Below are 18,351 nucleotides of genomic sequence, written 5' to 3'. Positions count from 1 at the left end.
TCACTACCGACCGCCGCTCCGGTCGCGCGGACCCGGTCGCCGCCCTCCCGCCGCACTGGAAGAACTGCCGATGAACCTCCTCCACCGCACCCTCCTCGCCGGCGTAGGCCTCCTCGCGCTGGCCGCCTGCGGCACCGAGTCCGCCAAGGACAAGACCCCGGCCGCCCCCGAGCCCCGCGGCGGCACCCAGGCCGCCATCCCCGCCCCGGCGAAGAAGAAGGCCGTCCAGGGACTGCCCGGCATGCCACCCGTCCTGGACCCGAAGGACGTCTACGCCGCCGACCGCCCGAACAAACTCTCCCCGGTCGTCAAGGACTTCCCGTCCCGCGTCTACGTCCCGAACACCGAGTCGGACACCGTCTCCGTCATCGACCCGAAGACGTACGAGATCATCGAGACCATCCCCGTCGGCCGGCAGCCCCAGCACGTCGTCCCGTCCTGGGACCTGAAGACCCTCTGGGTCAACAACAACCGCGGTCACACCCTCACCCCCATCGACCCGAAGACCGGCAAGGCGGGCAAGGAGGTCGAGGTCCACGACCCCTACAACCTCTACTTCACCCCCAACGGCAAGTACGCCGTCGTGATGGCCTCCCTCGACCGCGAACTCGTCTTCCGCGACCCCCACACCATGAAGCGGATCAGGACCGAACCGGTCACCTGCTACGGCGTCAACCACGCCGACTTCTCCCTCGACGGCCGCTACTTCATCGTCTCCTGCGAGTTCAGCGGCGAACTGCTCAAGGTCGACACCGAGAGCATGAAGGTCGTCGGGCAGCAGAAACTGCCCTTCGACGGAGCGATGCCGCAGGACGTGAAGGTCTCCCCGGACGGCAAGAGGTTCTACATCGCCGACATGATGGCCGACGGCATGTGGGTCCTGGACGGCGACAAGTTCACCGAGCCGACGCTCCTGCCCACCGGCAAGGGCTGCCACGGCCTCTACGTCAGCCGCGACTCGCGCGAGATGTACGTCTCCAACCGCGGCGAGGGCACCGTCTCCATCTTCGACTTCACCAAGAACAAGCTCACCAAGAAGTGGCACCTCCCCGACGGCGGCAGCCCCGACATGGGCGGCGTCTCCGCCGACGGCAAGGTGCTGTGGCTGTCGGGCCGCTACGACTCCGAGGTGTACGCCATCGACACCCGCACCGGCGAGCAGCTCGCCCGCATCCCCGTCGGCAGCGGCCCGCACGGCCTCGCCGTCTACCCGCAGCCGGGCCGCTACTCCCTGGGCCACACCGGCATCTTCCGTTAGCCGGCGGCCAGTTGACCTGCGGTCAGTGGACACGCCGCCGTACGGGTGACGTTCCACGACCTGCCGCCGCGGGCCAGGGATCGTGCTCCTTATGATCACAACTCGCCTGCGGCGGCGGGCCGCTGCCGCCGCCCTGTCCCTCTCTGCCGTCCTCGCCACGACGGCCGCAACGGCTCCCGAGACCGTCCCCGCCTCGGCTCGCCCGACCGTCGCCAAGGCAGCCGCCCCCGCACCGGCCGCCTGTCCCGTCCAGTACGACGACAAGATCAAGGCCGCCGTCGACCGCCGCGTCGACATCGACCGCATCACCCCCGACCCCGCGTGGCGCACCACCTGCGGCACGCTCTACCGGGCCGACGGCCGGGGCCCGAACATCGTCTTCGAGGAGGGCTTCAAGCCCAAGGACGTCGTGAACGGCCAGTACGACCTGGAGCAGTACGTCCTGGTCAACCAGCCCTCCCCGTACGTGTCCACGACCTACGACCACGACCTGTACAAGAACTGGTGGAAGTCGGGCTGGAACTACTACATCGACGCCCCCGGCGGCATCGACGTCAACAAGACCATCGGCGACACCCACAAATGGGCCGACCAGGTCGAGGTCGCCTTCCCCGGCGGGATCGCCCGGAAGTACATCATCGGCGTCTGCCCGGTGAACAAGACGACCAAGGTCGAGATCATGAGCGGCTGCCAGAGCAACCCGCACTACGAGGCCTGGCACTGACGCCCTACCGGGCGTGCAGCAGCGCCTCCGCGCCCACCGGCAGGTAGCCGGCCGCCAGGAACGCCCGCATACTGCGGGCGTTCCCCGGCGCGACCTGCGCCCACAGCGGCTCCGTGACCAGATGCCGGGCGGCGGTCACCAGCCGCCGCCCCAGCCCCCGATGCCGTACCTCGTCGTCCACCTCGACCGATACCTCCAGCCGCCCGGCGACGCCGCGCCCCATCACCAGCACGCCGTCGTCCGCGACCCACGCGCGCACGTCGTCGCGCCGCCGTCGGGCATAGGCGATCCGGGGGTGGCCGGCATCCTCGATCTCCGTCAGCGCGAGCGACGGCTCACCCGGCAACGGGGAGCCGACCAGCACCGCATCGATGGTCTCGGCCGTACGCCCCGTCCGCTCCATGAGAGCCGCCAGGAAGCGCGGATTCATCGGCGCGGCCAGCCCGTCGCAGTCGACGTCGCGCAGTGCCGCGTACACCCAGGCGGGATCCTCGTCGGTGAAGACGACGGAGTGCGCGGTGAAGGCGAGGACGCCCGAGTTCCGGTGCGACGCGTGCGGGACCACAGTCGTACGGCCGTCCGTAGGCGGGAAGACACCCCGCGCCGCCGCGTCGAGAATGTCCCGCAAGGTCCCTGCCACGACGGCCCCCGTCCTGCTCCTTGAGTCTCCACCCACTGGAAGGCCCACACTCGCAGACATGATCGAAGACGGCACCGGACTTCTCACCATCGGCGACCTGGCCCGGGCCACCGGACTGACCGTGCGGACGATCCGCTACTGGTCCGACGAGGGCGCCCTGCCCCCGGTGACCCGCTCCTCGGGCGGCTACCGCCTCTACGACGCCGAGTCCGTCGCCCGCCTGGAGCTGATCCGCACCCTGCGCGAACTGGGTCTGGGGCTGGACGACGTACGCAAGGTCGTCAGAGGCGAGAAGGACGTGGCGTCGGTCGCGGCCGCGCATGTCGCCGCACTGGACGCACAGATCAGATCGCTGAAGGTGACCCGGGCGGTGCTGTCGACCGTGGCGCGACGCGGCTCGACCGCGGAGGAGATGACGTTGATGCTGTGCCCTCTGGGGGGGATACCCCCCAGACCCCCCGAATTGGCGAGGCTGTCGGCCGCCGAGCGGCGGAGGATCCTGGAGGAGTTCGTGGACGAGATGTTCCACGGACTGGACACGGCGGATCCGGTGATCCGCGAGCAGATGCGGAACATGGCCGTGGACCTGCCGGACGAGCCGACGCCCGAGCAGGTGGACGCCTGGGTGGAGCTGGCCGAGCTGCTGCAGGACCCGGAGTTCCGGGCACACATGCGCACGGTGGCCGAGTTCAACGCGGCCGGTCGTGGGCCCGAGACGCCCGCCGGGGCGTCGATGTGGTTCGCCCGGAAGCTGGTGCAGTCGGCGGCCGAGGCGCGGGAGCGGGGGGTCGCGCCCGAGTCGCCCGAGGCCGAGCGCATCCTGCGGGACCTGCTCGGCGACGCCGACCCGGCCGCCGTACTCGAACGCCTGAAGGCCGGCGCGAACGACAAGGTCGCCCGCTATCGCGAGCTGCTGGTCGTCGTGAAGGGGCAGGGGCTCGCCTCGGCGCGCCGTGCGGAGTTCGCCTGGGTGGTCGCCGCACTGGAGGCGCGGGCGGGCGGTTAATCTGACCTGCGGCAGTAAGCCAGCACAACACGGCAGACGCGATTGAAACGCGAGTAAAGGGGCGGATCGGTGGGGCACATCGACATCGAGGAAGCACGCAAGCAGTTCGAGCGCATCGATGCGGACGGTGACGGCACCATCACCGCCGCCGAGTTCAAGTCCGCCCTGGCTCAGGGAGGCGACTGGAACGTGACGGAGTCGGTCGCCGAGGCGATCATCAAGAGCCGTGACCTGAACGGCGACAAGCTCCTGTCGTTCGACGAGTTCTGGGGCTTCCTGAACAAGTGACGCAAGAAGGAGGGGGCCCGCTCACTGCTGCGGTGGTGAGCAGGCCCCTTCGTCATGCCGGCCGTCTGCGGTACTGCCCCGGCGCCACCCCGTACTCCCGCTTGAAGGCCTTGGCGAAGGCGAACTCCGAGGCGTAGCCGGTGCGTTGGGCGACGGTCCGCAGGGGAGTGTCGTCCGCGCGCAGCAATCGGCCCGCCGTCGTGGCTGGACCCGCGCCCCGCCGAAATCCCCCGGACCTGGCCCTTCACCATCCACACGTACGCCAACTTCAGCCTCACCACCACCCCCGCCGGCCGCCGCCGCTCCAGCGCCTTTCTCAACGCGGGCCTCACCGACGGCGGTTTCCGTCCGGTGATCGCCGAGGTCCTCGACGGCCTGGACGCGATCCGCGACGCGCACCGCCTGATGGAGTCCGACACGCACATGGGCAAGATCGTCGTACGGATCTGGGGCGCGCCGGCGCGCCTACGTCACACGATCTCCAGGGGCCGGTGCGGCCCGTCCGGAAGCTGGACGCGGATCGGGTCCCCGGCCCGCACCACACCCCCGCTGACGACGACGCTCATGATCCCGGACTTGAACCGCACGCCGCCCTCGGCGTCCCGCCCGACGACCTGCTTCATCAGCCCCCGCTGAAACCCGTCGATCTGAGCGCAGGGATTGCGCAGGCCGGTCACCTCCACCACGGCCTCGCCCCCGAGCCTCAGGAGCGTCCCCGTCGGCAGCCCGAGCAGATCGATGCCCTGGGTGGTGACGTTCTCCCCGAGTTCCCCGGCCGCCACCTCGAACCCGGCCTCGCGCACCTCGTCGAACAACTCCGCATGGATGAGGTGCACCTGCCGCAGGTTCGGCTGCGAAGGGTCCTTCCGCATCCGGAACCGATGCTTCACCGTGGCTCCCGCGTGCACATCGCCCTCCACCCCGATGCCCGCGATCAGCGTGATGCTCTCCCGGTTCGGCTTGGTGAACGAGTACGTCCCGTTACTGCTGACCGCGGCGACAGTCCGACTCATGCCCCGAAGCTCCCCTCTTCTGCAGCGACGACTGCTCGCCGCAGGTCAGAGCCTAGGTGAGTCAGGCGTTCTCGGCCCATTCGCGCAGTGCGGCCTTGCTGGAGAAGTTGGCCACGTTCTTGTCCAGCGGGTCGTCCGTGTACTGGTGGAAGCGCCACTTCGCCTGGATGCGGGGCTTGCCCGCCGTGACGTAGTCGGCGATCCAGAGCCCGTCGCCGGCGTATGAGGTCCTGTCGACGTTGAGCCAATAGTGACGATTTGCATACAAGATCACCGGATTGTTCGGCCGCTTCTCTTTCACCTTCCGGATGAACAGGTCCTTCTCCGCATTGCTCGCATGTGTCCCCTCGCTCGTCGTCTCCCAGTCGACCGCGAGGATGTCGCCCGCCTTCTCGGGGGCCTTGCTGACGAAGTACTCCGCCTGGGCCGAGAGGTTGCCCGGCCAAAGGAAGTGGTAGAAGCCGACGACCAGGCCGGCGTCACGGGCGCGCTTGGTCTGGGCGGCGAGTTTGGGGTTGATGTAGGAGCGGCCCTCGGTCGCCTTGATGAAGACGAAGGAGAGACCGTCGGTGTTGTAGTTCGAGGACTGGTACGCGCTTACGTCGATGCCGCGCAGCATGGGGGAACTCCCTGAAGTGCCGGTGGGGGGACAGGGGTTGGACTTGTTGTATGCCCCACCTTGACATGGGTGATCCGTCCATGACACGGAAATGTGAACGGAGAAGTTCTGGAGAGTGAGGTCAGCGCCGTTGGCCGGGCCGTAGGTGCAGGGTTCAGCTTCGGCTTGATGTAGTCGCGTCAGCCACGCTGACTCTGGTCGCCAGTCCGCAGCCACGTAAGATCACGTCGCCCGACGCGATCGTGACAGGAGGCCGAACATCCATGCCGGATCAGCGTGTGGTGGTCGTGACTGGGGGAGGAACGGGGATCGGTGCGGCGACGGCGCGGCTGCTTAGGGCGGCTGGGCACGACGTTGTCGTCTCCGGGCGACGACCGGAGCCTTTGCACCGCGTCGCTGAGGAAACCGGAGCCTTGGCCTGCCCGGCTGATACCGCCGACCCGGACGCCGTTCTCCACCTCGTCGAGACTGCCGTCGCGCGATTCGGTCGACTCGACGGGTTGGTCGTCAATGCGGGAGTGGCACGCAGCGGGGGTGTCGGGGAACTGTCCGATGAGGACTGGGATTCGGTGCTTCGTACCAATCTCACCGGCCCCTTCCTTCTGATGCGGGCGGCATTGCCGCACTTGCTCCAGGCCCGAGGATCTGTCGTCGCGGTCGCTTCGGTCGCTGCCCTGCGCAACGGGGTGGGCAATGCCGCCTACGCCACGTCCAAGGCGGCACTGCTGCAGTTGTGCCGGTCGCTGTCTGTGGACTACGGGCCTCAGGGCCTGCGGGCCAACACCGTTTGCCCCAGCTGGGTGCGCACGGAGATGGCCGACCGCCGCATGGCCCGGTTCGCCGAGGAAGCCGGATTGGCCTCCGCCGAGGTCGACGCGGCATATGAGGAGGCCACCCGGCTGCTGCCGGCACGCCGCCCCGGCGAGCCTCGTGAGGTCGCCGAAGCCATCGCCTGGCTGCTGTCGCCGGCCGCGTCCTTCGTCAACGGCGCTGCACTGACCGTGGACGGGGGCGTGACTGCGGTGGACCCCGGGACTGTTCCCTTCGCTTTCCGCATCACCCCGCGCGACAACGAGAGTTGATCCTTGTCCGGGTGCTCAAGGCCGGTACGCGCTCACTCGGTGGCCCTCGATGAAGCGCCGTCGAACTCGCCGAGCAGGCCCTGACCATCCACCGCGAAACCGGCCACCGCCTCAGCGAGGCCCGCACCCTCATGGTGCTCGCCCGCACCCACCGGACCACCGACAGCACCGCCGCCGAACTGCTGAGCCAACAGGCTCGGGCCATCTTCGCGGACGTAGGCGTGCCCGAGGAGGTCACCCGGTCCTGAGTCTCATCCCGGCCGGCTTCGCCAGCTCGACCAGGTTGTCGAACAGGGCGGCCACCGGGTCCACGGGCGGATTCAACGCCGTGAGCACGGGGCGGAGTTCCTTCCAGTCCGTCACCGGGAAGGCGCCGAGACAGTCCTGCGCGGAGACACGGCTGCCGGCCAGGACGCCGGACCATACGGACTGCTCGGCGGAGGCGGGGATCGGGAAGTAGGCCTCGGCCCGGTCGATCGTGCGGAGCAGGTCCGTGCAGCCGCGTCTCATCGCCGTAACCTCGACGCTGCCGTCCGGATTGACGCTGCGGTCGATGTCCGCCACGGCCTGTTCGTAGTCGCCCATGAGATCCGCCCCGCCGAAGTACCCCCAGGCCCAGATCTGCATGCCGAGCCGGCCCGGTACGAGCGCCCGCCCGAAGCCCGCACGTCCGCGTAGGTCGCCGCGCAGAGGCTCGCCGGCACCCCGCAGGCCGCGACGGTGCCGATGAGGCGGACATCGCGCCGCCGGGGAGAGCGCGGGCGATCGAGAACGTGTCGGACGCGCAGGGAAAGTCTGACGGCGACTGCGACCGGCAGTGCCACCGCCACTGTGGCCATCCCCGCGACCGCGAGGAGTTCCGGCAGGAAGAAGGTGAGCACCTGCCAGTCGCCGTCGGCGGCGATCTCGCAGCCGGAGTGCACGATGTTCAGCGGCCGTACACAGCCGTCGGTCCCGTTGACAGCGAGCAGCACGGCCAGCCCGAACGAGGCCCGGTGCTGCTTCGCCCACTGAGGGGCTTTGGCTTGTTCACTGCACGCATGGCTGATTGCGGGTGGTTTATCTGGGTCTCAGGGGCCGATTTCGTCAACGCAGTGTCGTTTCAGCACGCGTTCGCTGCCGCAGGCGCGTGCGCAAAATTTTTAACACGACTCGGAGTATGGCGGAGCGTCATCGTCCGTTTTCCATGCGGATGAGTGGACGGCGATGGCCCTGGTTTGCCGCTATCCCGGCGAGGAAAAGAACCTCGCGTCGGGTGGGGATAGGCCGTGCAAGTATTCAACTTCGCGCCAGGAAATCGTCTCGGAGTCATGGGTCAAAGGAATTCTTTAGACGGGTCGGGTGTGTTCGGTGACGGCGATCGAGAAATTGGCGAACCTCAAATTTGCGAATCCCAGGAAGAAGTGCGACGCGAGTTATCGTGGGATGTGATCGCCAGCCATCGGGAAAGGCTGATGAGGCTGGTCCGCCGACGGCTTCCGAATGTGCAGGACGCCGAGGACTGTGTACAGGAAGCGATGCTGCGGGCAGCGGCGTACGACGATCTGGACCGGGAGAGGGTCGGTCCCTTTCTGACCTCGGTCGCGCTGCGTCTGTGCGTCGACCACTACCGCGAGCTGGAGCGCAGTCGGCGACTGCTGCGCCGCGCGGCGGACGTGCGCGCACCCGAGATGCCGGACGAGGGCGTGTGCGACAAGGACTTCGGGCGCTGGCTGCTGCGCCAGGTGCACCTCTTGCGGGGCAGGGAGCGACAGGTCGTACTCGCTCGCGCCCATGGCATCTCCACTCTGGAATTCGCCCGCATGCATCAGATCTCCGTCAAGGCGGCCGAGGGTGCATTCACGCGCGGTCGGGCGCGGTTGCGGCTCGTCTGCGCCAAATCCCTGGACGGTGTCGCGGCATAGCGGATTTCCGCCTTCTTCCCGTGTGCGATCTATTTTTGTGCACGGGCATCAGAACGGCTCCCGGACTTCGGGGGTGCAGGTGAGAGGGGAAGGGAAGTGACCGTGGGCAAGAACAATACCCAGGATACAATCAAGGATTTCATCGGCGATATTGCCGACAGTACGAAGAAGGCATTCGATGACATCCTCGACCGGAAAGGAGACGCCTCCAATTCAGCGGACTGGCTCACGCCGGGGAACTCGTATCAGGCGCTTACCGGACTGCCGGGCGACGTCCTGAGGACGGTCAGCGCCTTGTCGGCGCTGGGCGGCGTGGCCAATCCCGTGGCCGCGCTCGCGAACGCCGCCAACGCGGCGGCCGGGGCCGGCGCGGCGAACCCGCTCGCCGCACTCGCCGGCGCGGCCCCCCACCAGCTCGCGGCCATCGCGGGCGGCGGCGCGAATCCCCTCGCCGCCCTCGGCGGAGCCGCGGGGGCCAATCCGCTGGCTGCCCTTGGTGGCGGTGCCGGCGGCGCCAATCCGCTGGCCGCGCTCGGACAGGTGGCGGGCGGAGCGACATCCGCCGTCTCGGGAGCGGCGGACATGGCGCAGGGCCTGGCCGCGCTGCCGCAGCAGATCGCCCAACTCTCCGAACTCGTCTCCAACTTGGTGGGCGTGCTGGAGAACGTCCAGGGCCTCACCGGCACCTTGACCGGCGCCGGCCGTGCTCCGGCGGCCAGGAAGGGGACCTGAGCACCGGCTCAGCCAGGCCCGCCTCGCACCGGTGATCGTGTGATCTGACCGGCTTGCGTGCGTGACCGCGTACAGGACCGACGGAACTCGTCAGGCACAAGGAGGTTGTGACACATGGGCGCCATGCTCGGCAATCGGCTTCGGCTGGTGGTGAAGGTGCTGGGAAGCCTCGTCGCCGACGAGGTCGGCCAGGTGACGCGGGAGCGCAGGCGGTCCAGGCGGGACGGGCTGTCCCCGGCGGAAGCCGAGGCCTCCGCCGGGGACGGCTCGCGCCGCGCCAAGGCGGTGCGGCACGCTTTGGAAGGCCTCGGCCCGTTCTATGTGAAGCTCGGTCAGATCCTGTCGACCCGGCCCGACATGGTGCCCGCGTCCATGATCGCCGAGCTGCAGAACCTCCACGACCAGGTCGACGTCCAGCCGTTCTCCGTCTTCGAACCCGTACTCCGGGACGAACTGGGCGCGGACTGGAAACTCCGCTTCGACGACATCAACACGACCCGTCCCCTGGGAGCCGCGTCCCTGGCCCAGGTCTACCAAGTCACCCTGCCCGGCGGACGGCCCGCCGTGGTGAAGATCCAACGGCCCGGCATCCGGGACACGGTCCACGCGGACATGGCCCTGATGCGCAAGGCGTCCAGGATCGTGGCCCGTACGGCACCACGCTTCAACGAGGTCATCGACGTGGAGGCGATGCTCGGTTCCATCTTCGACGCGATGGAACCCGAACTGGACTTCACCGGCGAGGCCCGCAACATGGACGACGCCCGCGAGAACATCCGCCGCTACCCCACGCTGGAAGTGCCCCGCGTCATCCACGCCACCCCCAAGGTGCTCGTCCAGTCGCTGGCACCCGGCGCGTCCGTACGCCGGCTCGACCGTGCCATGTTCAGCGACCGGGAGCGCACGGAGATCGGCAAGGACCTCCTGCGCTTCATGTACCGGGGCTACTTCGTCGACCGGATGTTCCACGCCGACCCGCACGCCGGCAACGTCTTCGCACAGCCCGGCGGTCCGGCCACGCTCATCGACTGGGGCATGGTCGGCCGGCTGGATCGCCGTACGAGTCTGCAGCTGCTGCCCCTCCTCATGGCCATCGCCCAGAACGACGGCCACGGGCTGGCCCGCGCCTGGGCGGACATGGGTCGGGTCACCGCCTGGTCGAACCTGCCCGCGTTCGCCGCCGACATGGCGGCGCTGGTCCCCAAGGTCGCCACCGCCTCCCTGGAGGACATCAACTTCGGAGTGTCCCTGACCACCGTGCTGGAGAAGGCGACCAGGCGGGGCATCGGCTCGGCGCCGGCGATCTCCCTGCTCGGCAAGTCCTTCGCGAACCTGGAGGGTTCCGTGCGCTGCCTCGCGCCGGACATCGCCCTCGCGGAGGTCTTCAAGGCGGAGGTACGCGGCATCATCATGTCGCTGATCCGCGAGTACTTCTCCCTGGACCAGGTGGCCCGCAACACGATGGACCTGCTGTCCGCCGCCGCGTCCGCTCCCGAACAGTGGCGTGGGCTCCTCTCCGACGCCGCCAACCGCCAGTTCGCGCTCCAGCTCCACGAGCCGCACACCCCCGCCTCGATGGGCGGTCAACGGCCCTGGTCACCGTCGCGCGGCCTGATGGCACTGGGCGCCGCGGCCCTGCTGCTCGACCGCCGGCGCGCACCCCGCTGACGCGGCCGCGCCCTCCACTCCTGTCCGACTGCCTCCCGTTCTCATTCACCGTACGTACGAAGGACACGCTCATGCCGATGCCCATGCCTCTGCCGGACCACACCCCCTCGCAGGACGCGGGACCGCGCGCCGCCTCGGCCGGCGCAGGCACACCTCTGGACGGCGTCTCGGAGACCGCCGTGTGGACCGTACGCATGCGGGCCCACGAGTCCGGCCGGGCGGACGCGCTCTTCCAGGACCCTTTGGCGGCCGAGTTCCTGGCCTCCGCGGGGCCGGCCGGTGCTCCTCCGGGATCCGGTGTCCTGCAGAAGGTGCTGCCCGACTGGCTGGCCGTCCGTACCCGTTTCTTCGACGACCACCTCATTGCTGCGGCCCGCTCGGGATGCCGTCAAGTGGTGGTGCTGGGGGCCGGGTTGGACACCCGGGCGTACCGGCTCGACTGGCCCGCGGGAACCCATGTCTTCGAGGTCGATCTGCCGGCCGTGCACGCCTTCAAGGAGCAGGTCCTCGCCGGCCGCACCCCGGACGTCGCCCGCCGCACCGCCGTCGCCGCCGACCTGGCCGGCGATTGGCAGGAGGCGCTGCTCGCCGCGGGGTTCGACCCGGGCCGCCCCACCGCCTGGCTGTGCGAAGGGCTTCTCTTCTACCTCGCGCCGGAGGCCGTGGAGCGCCTGGTCGACACGGTGAGCGAGCTGTCCGCGCCGGGCAGCAGCCTCGGCGCCGAGTGCCTGAACGCCGACGCCGCCGACTCGCCCTTCGTCAAGCCCTGGCTGGAGGCCCTGTCCGGCTCCGGGACCCCATGGGTCTGGCACCTCGCGGACGCCGAGCACTGGTGGGGCGGGCACGGCTGGCAGGCCCGCGTCGCCGATCTGATCGAACTGCCGTATGCGGTCGAGCGGTTCGCCCCGTACCTGGAGGCGTTCCCCACTCTCGACAAGGAGAGCATGATCCTGGTGACCGCGACCCGCCCGGCGGACAGCGGGCAGGGCGTCGGCTCGACTCCGCCCCACGGGCGGTGACCGTGGACGGACACAATCTCTGCCAGACCCCCACCACCTACCTTCTCCTCCGCCTCGAGTACCTGTTCGGTCTGCTGGTCGCCGCCGGGTTCTTCCTCGCGCACCTGGGCGAGGTGCGCTGGTGGGTCGCCGTCGTCCTCTTCGCGTACGTCGACGTCATCGGCTATCTCCCCGGGGCGATCGCCTACCACCGCAGTCCCGACCGGCGCGTCTGCCGCGTCTACTACGTGCTGTACAACACCATGCACAGCCTGAGCGTGCAGGGCGCGGTCCTCGGCCTCTGGGTCCTGCTGTACGGGTGGGAGTGGGCTCTGCTGGTCCTGCCCATCCACCTCTTCGGGGACCGCGCGCTGTTCGGCAACTTCGCCAAGTCGTTCACCGTGTCCTTCGAACCCGTTCCCCACCCCTCCGTCCAGTCCGCGCTACGGGACTTCGCGACCGTGCCCTGGCACGAGGCGGCGGCCCGGTGAGCGCACCGCAGGCACTCGCCGACGGTGAGGCGTACGAGATGCTCCGCCGGCACGGCAGTCACAGCAGTGCTTTTCTCGCGATGAACCGCGGCAACCGGCGCTTCCACACCGACGGCGTCGACGGGTTCGTCCCCTACCGGGAGGCGGGGCGGCGGCATCTGTTCCAACTGGGCGGTCCCGTATGCGCTGTTGAGGATCAAAAGCGCCTGCTGGGTGCGCTGCTCGCGCGGGCCGAAGGCGAAGGACGCCGGGTCGCTGCCGTCCAACTCTCCCGTGCCGGAGCCGAGTTGCATGCCCGACACGGCTTCGTCGTCAACCAGTTCGGCGCCTCCTTCAGCATCGCACTGGACGGCTACAGCCTCGGTGGCCAGCGCATGGTGAAGGTGCGCAACATGGTCAACCGGGCCCGCAGGGAAGGCGTGACCGTCACCGAGGTGCCCGCCGGTGAGCGGGACGGCGAGCGGGTCGGCGCGGCTCTGGACGCCGTGGACGCCGCCTGGCTGCGGGCCAAGGGCCGCCATGTCAAGGAACTCGACTTCCTCATCGGTGAACGCGGCGGACCGGGCGCACCTCACCGGCGCCTGTTCACCGCCGTCCACGAAGGGCGGACCGTCGGGTACGTGTCCTACTCGCCCGTCTTCGGCGAGCGTTCCGGTCGGCTGTACGACCTGACCCGGCGGCTGCCCGACGCCCCGCCCGGCACGGTGGAGCTGATGTTCGCCACCGCCCTGCGACAGTTCCAGGAGGAGGGCTGCGGCTGGCTCCACCTCGGGTTCACCCCCTTCGTCCAACTCGGGGCCGACGCGTCCGAGCCCGGCCCGGCCAGCCGCATACTGCGCCGCTGCGTGGAGCTGCTGGCGGCCAAGGGCCAGGCCGTCTACCCGGCGGCCGCACAGGAGTCCTTCAAGCTCAAGTGGCGCCCGCAGCTCATCGAGCCGGAGTACCTGGCGTTCCAGGGCGGGGTGAGCCCCGGCGCCGTTTGGCGGCTGATGCGCCTCACCAAATCGGTCTGAAGCCTGGGCAGTCCGCAACCAAGTCGGTCTCAAACCCAACCGATCCGCAGTCCACGCCGGTCTGCGATGCCACACCCCGAGGGCGCGAGCCCGCGAGCCAGAAAGGCAGAGATGACCACGTTCGCCTCGAAGGTCCCGGCGGAAGCCGACCGCCATCGCGCCCCGAACCTCCTGGAGGGCGCGCTGCACACCGAGTTGACACCGGAGTGCTGCGACCTCGGCTACTGGTTCCGCGCCGTGCCCGAAGGCACCCTCGGCGGTGATCCGATGGGCCGTTCGCCGGACGTACCGGTACCGGACCACATGATGGCCGACGGCCCGCTGCGGCAGGCCGTCATGCAGGAGCTCGCCTTCCGCTCGATGGCGGAGGAGAAGGCGGCCCGCGCCATCTCCTTCCTCGTCGCGTACGCCCCCGACCTCGCCGGGATGGACTTCTTCACCACCCAGCTGATGGACGAGGCCCGCCACGCGTACGCCTTCCGCGGCCACCTGCTCGAACTCGGCGTGCCGGAAGACCAGTTGGAAGCCACGATGGAGTCGCTCGCCGGCGCCGACCGGGACGCGGTCCTGGCACCGCTGGAGGAGTTCGGGCTGTCCGTCCTGGAGAAAGGCCGGGACTACATCGGAGGCGTGATCACCCTGACCGTCCTCGTCGAAGGCGTCCTCGCGCCCACCGCCGAGCTGAGCGAGCGCAAGTGGCGGCCCTTCGATCCGCCGGCCGCCGAGATCGAGCGGGCGGCGGGCATCGACGAGATCCGGCATCTGTCGGTGGGCAGCGCCATCGTCCGGCGCCATCTGCAGCGCCACCCCGAGGAGTCGGGCCGTATCGGTGAACTGATCGGACGTGGCATGGAGCTGTGGGCGCGGCTGCCGGTCCAGGAGCTGACCTTCCGCCGGGAGCAGCTCTACCAGCAGGGCCTGGACCAGCATCGCGACCTCGCGGGCGACTACGAGCTGTGGCCGGGCCGCCGCCTCGTCGACACCACCGCCGAGGAACGGATGCTGACCGCCGCCGAATGGGCGCACGCCACCCAGGCGGCGCGGCTCGCCGACATGGGCCTGACCCCGTGACGCCCAGCGATCCCGCGGACGTACGAGGCAATCCAGCGGACGCACACCACGCATACGTACGAAAGGTTCGGTGGCACACCGATGACCGACAGCCCGGCAGTCAACTCCTCACCTTACGAACCCGGTGCAGTGGAGGACGACTTCCGTGAACTGACCCGGCGCGTCACGGACGCCGGGCTGATGCGGGCCCGCAAGGGCCAGTACGTGACCGCGATCGTGGTGGTCTGGCTGATGAACGCCGTCGGCTGGGCGGCCCTCGCGCTCGGTGACGGCGCCTGGTGGCAGGTCGTCCTGGCGGCGGTCTGGCTCGCCGTCTGGCACGAGCAGCTCGCCTTCCTCCTGCACGATGCCGGACACCGGCAGATCACCCGGTCCCGCAAACACATCAGGGCCCTCGGCCTGATCCACGGGAACCTGATGCTCGGGGTCTGCTTCGGCTGGTGGGAGCAGCACCACAACCGGCACCACAACCACCCCAACCACCTGGAACTCGACCCGGACATCCTGCGCCGCGTGGCCATCTTCGCGCCCGAACAGGCCCAGGACCGCAAGGGATTCGCCCGCTTCCTCGCCGCCAACCAGCGCTATCTGTTCTTTCCCCTCCTCGGCCTGGAAGCCGTGGTGCTCCGCATCGCCGGGGTCATCGCCCTGCGCAGGCGTGCAGTGCGCCAACCCCTCCTGGAGGGCGGGCTGATGGCCCTGCACGCGGTGATGTTCTTCGGCGCCCTCTTCCTGCTCCTGCCCTGGTCGAGCGCGCTGCTCTTCCTGGCGGTCCACCAGGTCCTCCTCGGTTATCTGCTCGGGCTGGCCTTCGCCGTCAACCACAAGGGCCTGCCCACCCGGGTCGGTAAGGAGTGGAGCTGGCTGGAGCGGCAGGTGCTCACCTCACGCACCCTGCCCACCTCCCTGGTCGGCGACTTCTTCTACGGCGGCCTCAACTACCAGATCGAGCACCATCTCTTCCCCGGCATGCCGCGCTCGGCCCTGCGGCACGCGTACCCCGTCGTCAAGGCGTTCTGCGCCGAGCGGCAGATCCCGTACGTCGAGACCGGGGTCCTGGAGTCGTACCGCGACCTCGCGCGCCATCTGGGCTCCGCGAGCGAAGTCCTCCGTGGCAGGACGGCCACGGCGTGAACACACACTCAACCGAAGGGAAGCCGCACACCATGACGCACTCCGCGAAAGCCAGGGTGTCCCCCCGTCCGGCGCGCCACGGGAGGTGGGCCGTGCCGGCCGCCGTCCTCATGGCGGGGACGGTCCTGACCGCCCCCGCCGCCCAGGCGGCACCGGTGCCCGACCTCGTGTGCCGTCTCGACGCCGAGGTGAACTTCAGCCCGCCGCTCGGCGTGTTCGTCCGGGAGGCGGAGGTGACCGGGCACATCGGGTACAAGGACTGCCACTCGCCCAGCGGAGCGGCGCCGGAGCTGACCGACATCGTCTTCGACGTAGCGGGCACCGGCAGGTTCGGTGGGCTGCCCGTGCCGACCTTCTCCGTGGAGGGCAACGGCATCGGCACGTGGAACACCGGCGATGTCGGCGGCCTCTACTTCAAGGGCGACCTCAAGGAGGGCAGCCCCGTACCGGACCGCACCGTGACGAGCGGACCGCTCGCCGGTGACGGGATCAACGGCCTGCAGATCCCCAAGCCCCGCTACGACAAGATCAACCCGGACGGCGTCGCCGGCTTCGACGTCTTCGGTCAGGTGTGCTTCTGGAACGGCGAGAAGGGCCGCTGCACGGCGTACTGAGCGGACGGCCGACGATACGAAGGGGGTGGTGCGGGCCTTGCGGGGCCCGCACCACCCCCTTGTCGTACGTGCCTCAGCCGGCCAGCGCCTTCAGTGTCTCCCGCAGGACGACCGGGTCGTAGGGCATGGCCAGGTGGGTGGCCCGGTTCCCCGGATCGAGGCTCTGCAGTCGGAGGTTGGTGGCGAGGTGACCGGGCCGGGTGGCCGCCAGCTCCTGTGACCGGGGAGGCTGGACCAGCTCGTCCCGGGTCGACCAGATGACGGTGTAGCGGACCCCGTCCACGGTGTCGCCCGGCGCCACCAGCTCCCGTACGAAGTCCGAGTCGTGCAGCAGCTGGGTGAACGCGGGGCTCACCCGGAAGAGCATCTGCTCCTCCACGACCCCCCGCACGCCCGGGGCCTGACGGACCAGCGCCGTCAGCCCCTCCACCGTGACCCCGTGATTGCTGGGCGCGATCCCGACGACGTGACGCACCTTCGAGGCCCCGCCCAGGTACTTGAGGTAGTAGTGCGGCAGCATCCCGCCCTGCGAGTGCCCGACGAGGTCGACCTTCGTCGCCCCGGTGTCCGCCAGTACCCGGTCCACGAAGTCCGCGAGCTCCCGGGCGGACTCCCCGATGTCGGCCAGTCCGTACAGGCGGGGCAGGGCCGGCAGCTCCCCGTAGTTCAGGCGGAAGATCCGGTGCCCGGCGGCTCTGAGCGCGGGCACCGCCTTCGTCCAGACGGACTCCCGGTCACCCAGCGTGCCGTGTACGAGCACGACCGGGTACGGGCGCTCCTCGCCCGGGGGCCGGCCCCAGTCGTCCTCCGCGGCCGACGGGTCGAGGGCGGCGCCGATCCGGTGTGTCCCGGCCTGTGCGTTGCCGGACAGTCGCTCGGGCGTGCGGACCAGCTCGGTCGCGGCGCTGTCGGAGTTCACGCCGGGGATGGGTGGCAGGGTCATACCGCCTCCTTGACTGGATTGACGGGACTGTGTGGTGTGCAGCTGCGTCAGACGCCCGGCCGGGAAGTCCCGGCCGGGCGTCGTTGGGGGCTGCGCGCGGGGTCAGACCTCGCGCGCTCCGGTGAGCGTGTGGAACGCGCGGTCGTGCCAGAGCAGCGGCCGTCCGCCGTTCACGTCGACCGCCATCACGCGTCCGACGACGGCGTGATGGTCCCCGTAGAGGCGTATGTCCTCGACGAGGCACACCGACCAGGCGAGCGCGTCCGCGAGCACCGGCAGCCCGAGCACATGCCGTACGGGGATGCCGTCGAACCGCCTCGCAGGCGGTACGGAAGCATCGGCGAAGCGCTCGGCCACAGTCTTCTGACGAGCCGTCAAGAGGCTGACGGCGAAGGCGCCTTGGTCGCACAGGGCGGTCAGGGTGCGTGAACCGCCGCGCAGACAGGCGAGAACCAGCGGTGGCCGGGCCGAGAGGGACGTCAGGGCCGAGACCGTCATCCCGGTGGGACAGCCGGTGGCGTCCAGGGCGGTGACGACGGTGACACCGGCCGAGAGCTTGGCGTAGAGGCCGAGACACCGGACCGTGTCGGGACCGGGTTCGTCCCGCAGGGTGTCCCATCCCGCGGCGGACGGCTGCCGGGGTACGAGAGCGAGGTCAGCCATGCGCGGCGGCCGTGTCGGGGAGTTCGGCAGGGGCGGGCGTGACCCTGCCGAGCAGCCCGCGCAGGATCCGCTCGATGTTGGTGCGCAGCGTCGAGTCGGCCACCGGGTCGAGGAGTTCGGCCAGCGTCGGAATGCCCAGGTCGAACACGGCCTCGAAGGTCACGCTCGTGCCGTCCTCGCCCGGCTCGCACCGCCAGGTGCCCTCGAAGCGCTCGAAGTCGCCGCTGAGCTGGGTGAAGCCGATGCTCAGGAGTTCCGGGAAGAAGGCGTCGCGCTCGGTCCAGCGCATCAGACCGTTGCGGAAATTGACGGTCCAGTCCGACACCACCGTGCCGTCGGCATGGGGCGGATGGACCGCGACCTCGCGGACGGTCTCGGTGACCTCCGGGTAGCGGCGGAAGTCACGGATTCGCTGGTACGCGGTCTCGGGGTCGACGTCATGAGCGGTCAGCCGTACGTTCACGTGACGCATGTGGGGGGGTTACCTTTC

Annotated in this window: 22 protein-coding genes and 2 pseudogenes; 15 read left to right on the top strand and 9 right to left on the bottom strand. The window is 69.5% G+C overall.

Features of this window, described 5'->3' with window-relative positions; genetic code table 11:
- Positions 1–70: 70 nt before the first annotated feature.
- Together ADL12_RS34270 and ADL12_RS34265 are read left to right on the top strand one after the other, a co-directional pair.
- Complete coding sequence (locus ADL12_RS34270) at positions 71–1,258, top strand: YncE family protein (protein ID WP_062709523.1); 1,188 nt, start codon at positions 71–73, stop codon at positions 1,256–1,258.
- A gap of 91 nt (positions 1,259–1,349) precedes the next feature.
- Entirely contained in the window at positions 1,350–1,982 is a 633-nt protein-coding gene (locus tag ADL12_RS34265; RefSeq protein ID WP_062709520.1) for an ADP-ribosyltransferase, read from the top strand.
- 4 nt (positions 1,983–1,986) lie between these two features.
- Here the strand turns inward: ADL12_RS34265 and ADL12_RS34260 are convergent, their stop codons facing one another.
- Positions 1,987–2,622 carry a GNAT family N-acetyltransferase gene (locus ADL12_RS34260; protein ID WP_062709517.1) on the bottom strand — a complete coding sequence of 212 codons (636 nt, stop codon included), beginning with the start codon at positions 2,620–2,622 and terminating at the stop codon, positions 1,987–1,989.
- A gap of 58 nt (positions 2,623–2,680) precedes the next feature.
- Between ADL12_RS34260 and ADL12_RS34255 the strand changes: the two genes are divergently transcribed.
- Positions 2,681–3,628 (top strand): helix-turn-helix domain-containing protein, encoded by a 948-nt coding sequence (locus tag ADL12_RS34255; protein WP_062709514.1) that lies wholly within the window; start codon positions 2,681–2,683, stop codon positions 3,626–3,628.
- A 69-nt stretch (positions 3,629–3,697) separates the two neighbouring features.
- Entirely contained in the window at positions 3,698–3,916 is a 219-nt protein-coding gene (locus tag ADL12_RS34250) for an EF-hand domain-containing protein (RefSeq protein ID WP_062709512.1), read from the top strand.
- Positions 3,917–3,968: 52 nt separating this feature from the next.
- On the opposite strand, the pseudogene ADL12_RS51345 reads toward ADL12_RS34250, so the two are convergent.
- Positions 3,969–4,118: pseudogene (locus ADL12_RS51345) on the bottom strand (helix-turn-helix domain-containing protein); the annotation flags it as partial.
- On the opposite strand from ADL12_RS51345, the pseudogene ADL12_RS57055 reads away from it, so the two are divergent.
- Positions 4,103–4,345: pseudogene (locus ADL12_RS57055) on the top strand (NADPH:quinone reductase); the annotation flags it as partial. The pseudogenes ADL12_RS51345 and ADL12_RS57055 overlap by 16 nt on opposite strands.
- Before the next feature lie 41 nt (positions 4,346–4,386).
- On the opposite strand, the gene ADL12_RS34245 reads toward ADL12_RS57055, so the two are convergent.
- Both ADL12_RS34245 and ADL12_RS34240 read right to left on the bottom strand, forming a co-directional pair.
- Positions 4,387–4,929, bottom strand: a complete 543-nt coding sequence (locus ADL12_RS34245; protein ID WP_062709509.1) for an MOSC domain-containing protein — start codon at positions 4,927–4,929, stop codon at positions 4,387–4,389.
- Positions 4,930–4,990: 61 nt separating this feature from the next.
- Entirely contained in the window at positions 4,991–5,548 is a 558-nt protein-coding gene (locus tag ADL12_RS34240) for a glycoside hydrolase family 25 protein (RefSeq protein ID WP_062709506.1), read from the bottom strand.
- A 263-nt stretch (positions 5,549–5,811) separates the two neighbouring features.
- Between ADL12_RS34240 and ADL12_RS34235 the strand changes: the two genes are divergently transcribed.
- The gene (locus ADL12_RS34235; RefSeq protein WP_062709502.1) at positions 5,812–6,630 is read left to right on the top strand and encodes an SDR family NAD(P)-dependent oxidoreductase; all 819 of its coding nucleotides are present in this window, start codon (positions 5,812–5,814) and stop codon (positions 6,628–6,630) included.
- 32 nt (positions 6,631–6,662) lie between these two features.
- On the opposite strand, the gene ADL12_RS54395 is transcribed toward ADL12_RS34235, so the two are convergent.
- Together ADL12_RS54395 and ADL12_RS34230 are read right to left on the bottom strand one after the other, a co-directional pair.
- Positions 6,663–6,821 (bottom strand): hypothetical protein, encoded by a 159-nt coding sequence (locus ADL12_RS54395; protein ID WP_159053375.1) that lies wholly within the window; start codon positions 6,819–6,821, stop codon positions 6,663–6,665.
- A gap of 43 nt (positions 6,822–6,864) precedes the next feature.
- Positions 6,865–7,257 carry a hypothetical protein gene (locus ADL12_RS34230; RefSeq protein WP_062709499.1) on the bottom strand — a complete coding sequence of 131 codons (393 nt, stop codon included), beginning with the start codon at positions 7,255–7,257 and terminating at the stop codon, positions 6,865–6,867.
- A 776-nt stretch (positions 7,258–8,033) separates the two neighbouring features.
- Between ADL12_RS34230 and ADL12_RS34225 the strand changes: the two genes are divergently transcribed.
- The 9 genes from ADL12_RS34225 to ADL12_RS34185 all read left to right on the top strand — a co-directional run bounded on the left by ADL12_RS34225 (position 8,034) and on the right by ADL12_RS34185 (position 16,255).
- Positions 8,034–8,534: an RNA polymerase sigma factor gene (locus ADL12_RS34225; protein WP_279617182.1), complete on the top strand. Its 501-nt coding sequence runs from the start codon at positions 8,034–8,036 to the stop codon at positions 8,532–8,534.
- Positions 8,535–8,636: 102 nt separating this feature from the next.
- Positions 8,637–9,266 (top strand): hypothetical protein, encoded by a 630-nt coding sequence (locus ADL12_RS34220; protein ID WP_063806770.1) that lies wholly within the window; start codon positions 8,637–8,639, stop codon positions 9,264–9,266.
- A gap of 114 nt (positions 9,267–9,380) precedes the next feature.
- The gene (locus ADL12_RS34215) at positions 9,381–10,934 is read left to right on the top strand and encodes an ABC1 kinase family protein (protein WP_062709490.1); all 1,554 of its coding nucleotides are present in this window, start codon (positions 9,381–9,383) and stop codon (positions 10,932–10,934) included.
- Between the two features lie 77 nt (positions 10,935–11,011).
- Complete coding sequence (locus ADL12_RS34210; protein WP_079052433.1) at positions 11,012–11,953, top strand: SAM-dependent methyltransferase; 942 nt, start codon at positions 11,012–11,014, stop codon at positions 11,951–11,953.
- Between the two features lie 2 nt (positions 11,954–11,955).
- Positions 11,956–12,423, top strand: a complete 468-nt coding sequence (locus ADL12_RS34205; protein ID WP_062709488.1) for a hypothetical protein — start codon at positions 11,956–11,958, stop codon at positions 12,421–12,423.
- The gene (locus ADL12_RS34200; RefSeq protein ID WP_341846389.1) at positions 12,420–13,436 is read left to right on the top strand and encodes a bifunctional lysylphosphatidylglycerol flippase/synthetase MprF; all 1,017 of its coding nucleotides are present in this window, start codon (positions 12,420–12,422) and stop codon (positions 13,434–13,436) included. Before ADL12_RS34205 ends, ADL12_RS34200 begins: the two co-directional genes overlap by 4 nt.
- Before the next feature lie 111 nt (positions 13,437–13,547).
- On the top strand, positions 13,548–14,507 hold the full coding sequence (locus tag ADL12_RS34195) for a hypothetical protein (RefSeq protein WP_062709485.1): 960 nt from the start codon (positions 13,548–13,550) through the stop codon (positions 14,505–14,507).
- Between the two features lie 81 nt (positions 14,508–14,588).
- Positions 14,589–15,641: a fatty acid desaturase family protein gene (locus ADL12_RS34190; RefSeq protein WP_062709482.1), complete on the top strand. Its 1,053-nt coding sequence runs from the start codon at positions 14,589–14,591 to the stop codon at positions 15,639–15,641.
- 92 nt (positions 15,642–15,733) lie between these two features.
- Positions 15,734–16,255 carry a hypothetical protein gene (locus ADL12_RS34185; protein ID WP_062709479.1) on the top strand — a complete coding sequence of 174 codons (522 nt, stop codon included), beginning with the start codon at positions 15,734–15,736 and terminating at the stop codon, positions 16,253–16,255.
- 73 nt (positions 16,256–16,328) lie between these two features.
- Here ADL12_RS34185 and ADL12_RS34180 read toward each other — a convergent pair whose 3' ends face one another.
- The 3 genes from ADL12_RS34180 to ADL12_RS34170 form a co-directional block, all read right to left on the bottom strand.
- Entirely contained in the window at positions 16,329–17,198 is an 870-nt protein-coding gene (locus tag ADL12_RS34180) for an alpha/beta hydrolase (protein WP_062709475.1), read from the bottom strand.
- Between the two features lie 102 nt (positions 17,199–17,300).
- Positions 17,301–17,861, bottom strand: a complete 561-nt coding sequence (locus ADL12_RS34175) for a flavin reductase family protein (protein WP_062709472.1) — start codon at positions 17,859–17,861, stop codon at positions 17,301–17,303.
- The gene (locus ADL12_RS34170; protein WP_062709470.1) at positions 17,854–18,333 is read right to left on the bottom strand and encodes a type II toxin-antitoxin system RatA family toxin; all 480 of its coding nucleotides are present in this window, start codon (positions 18,331–18,333) and stop codon (positions 17,854–17,856) included. Before ADL12_RS34170 ends, ADL12_RS34175 begins: the two co-directional genes overlap by 8 nt.
- Positions 18,334–18,351: the final 18 nt, after the last annotated feature.

Origin of the sequence: Streptomyces regalis (assembly GCF_001509475.1) — a bacterium.
Lineage (GTDB): Bacteria > Actinomycetota > Actinomycetes > Streptomycetales > Streptomycetaceae > Streptomyces > Streptomyces regalis.
The sequence above is the reverse complement of the archived record's forward strand: the minus strand, read 5'-3'. Positions and strand labels throughout refer to the sequence as shown.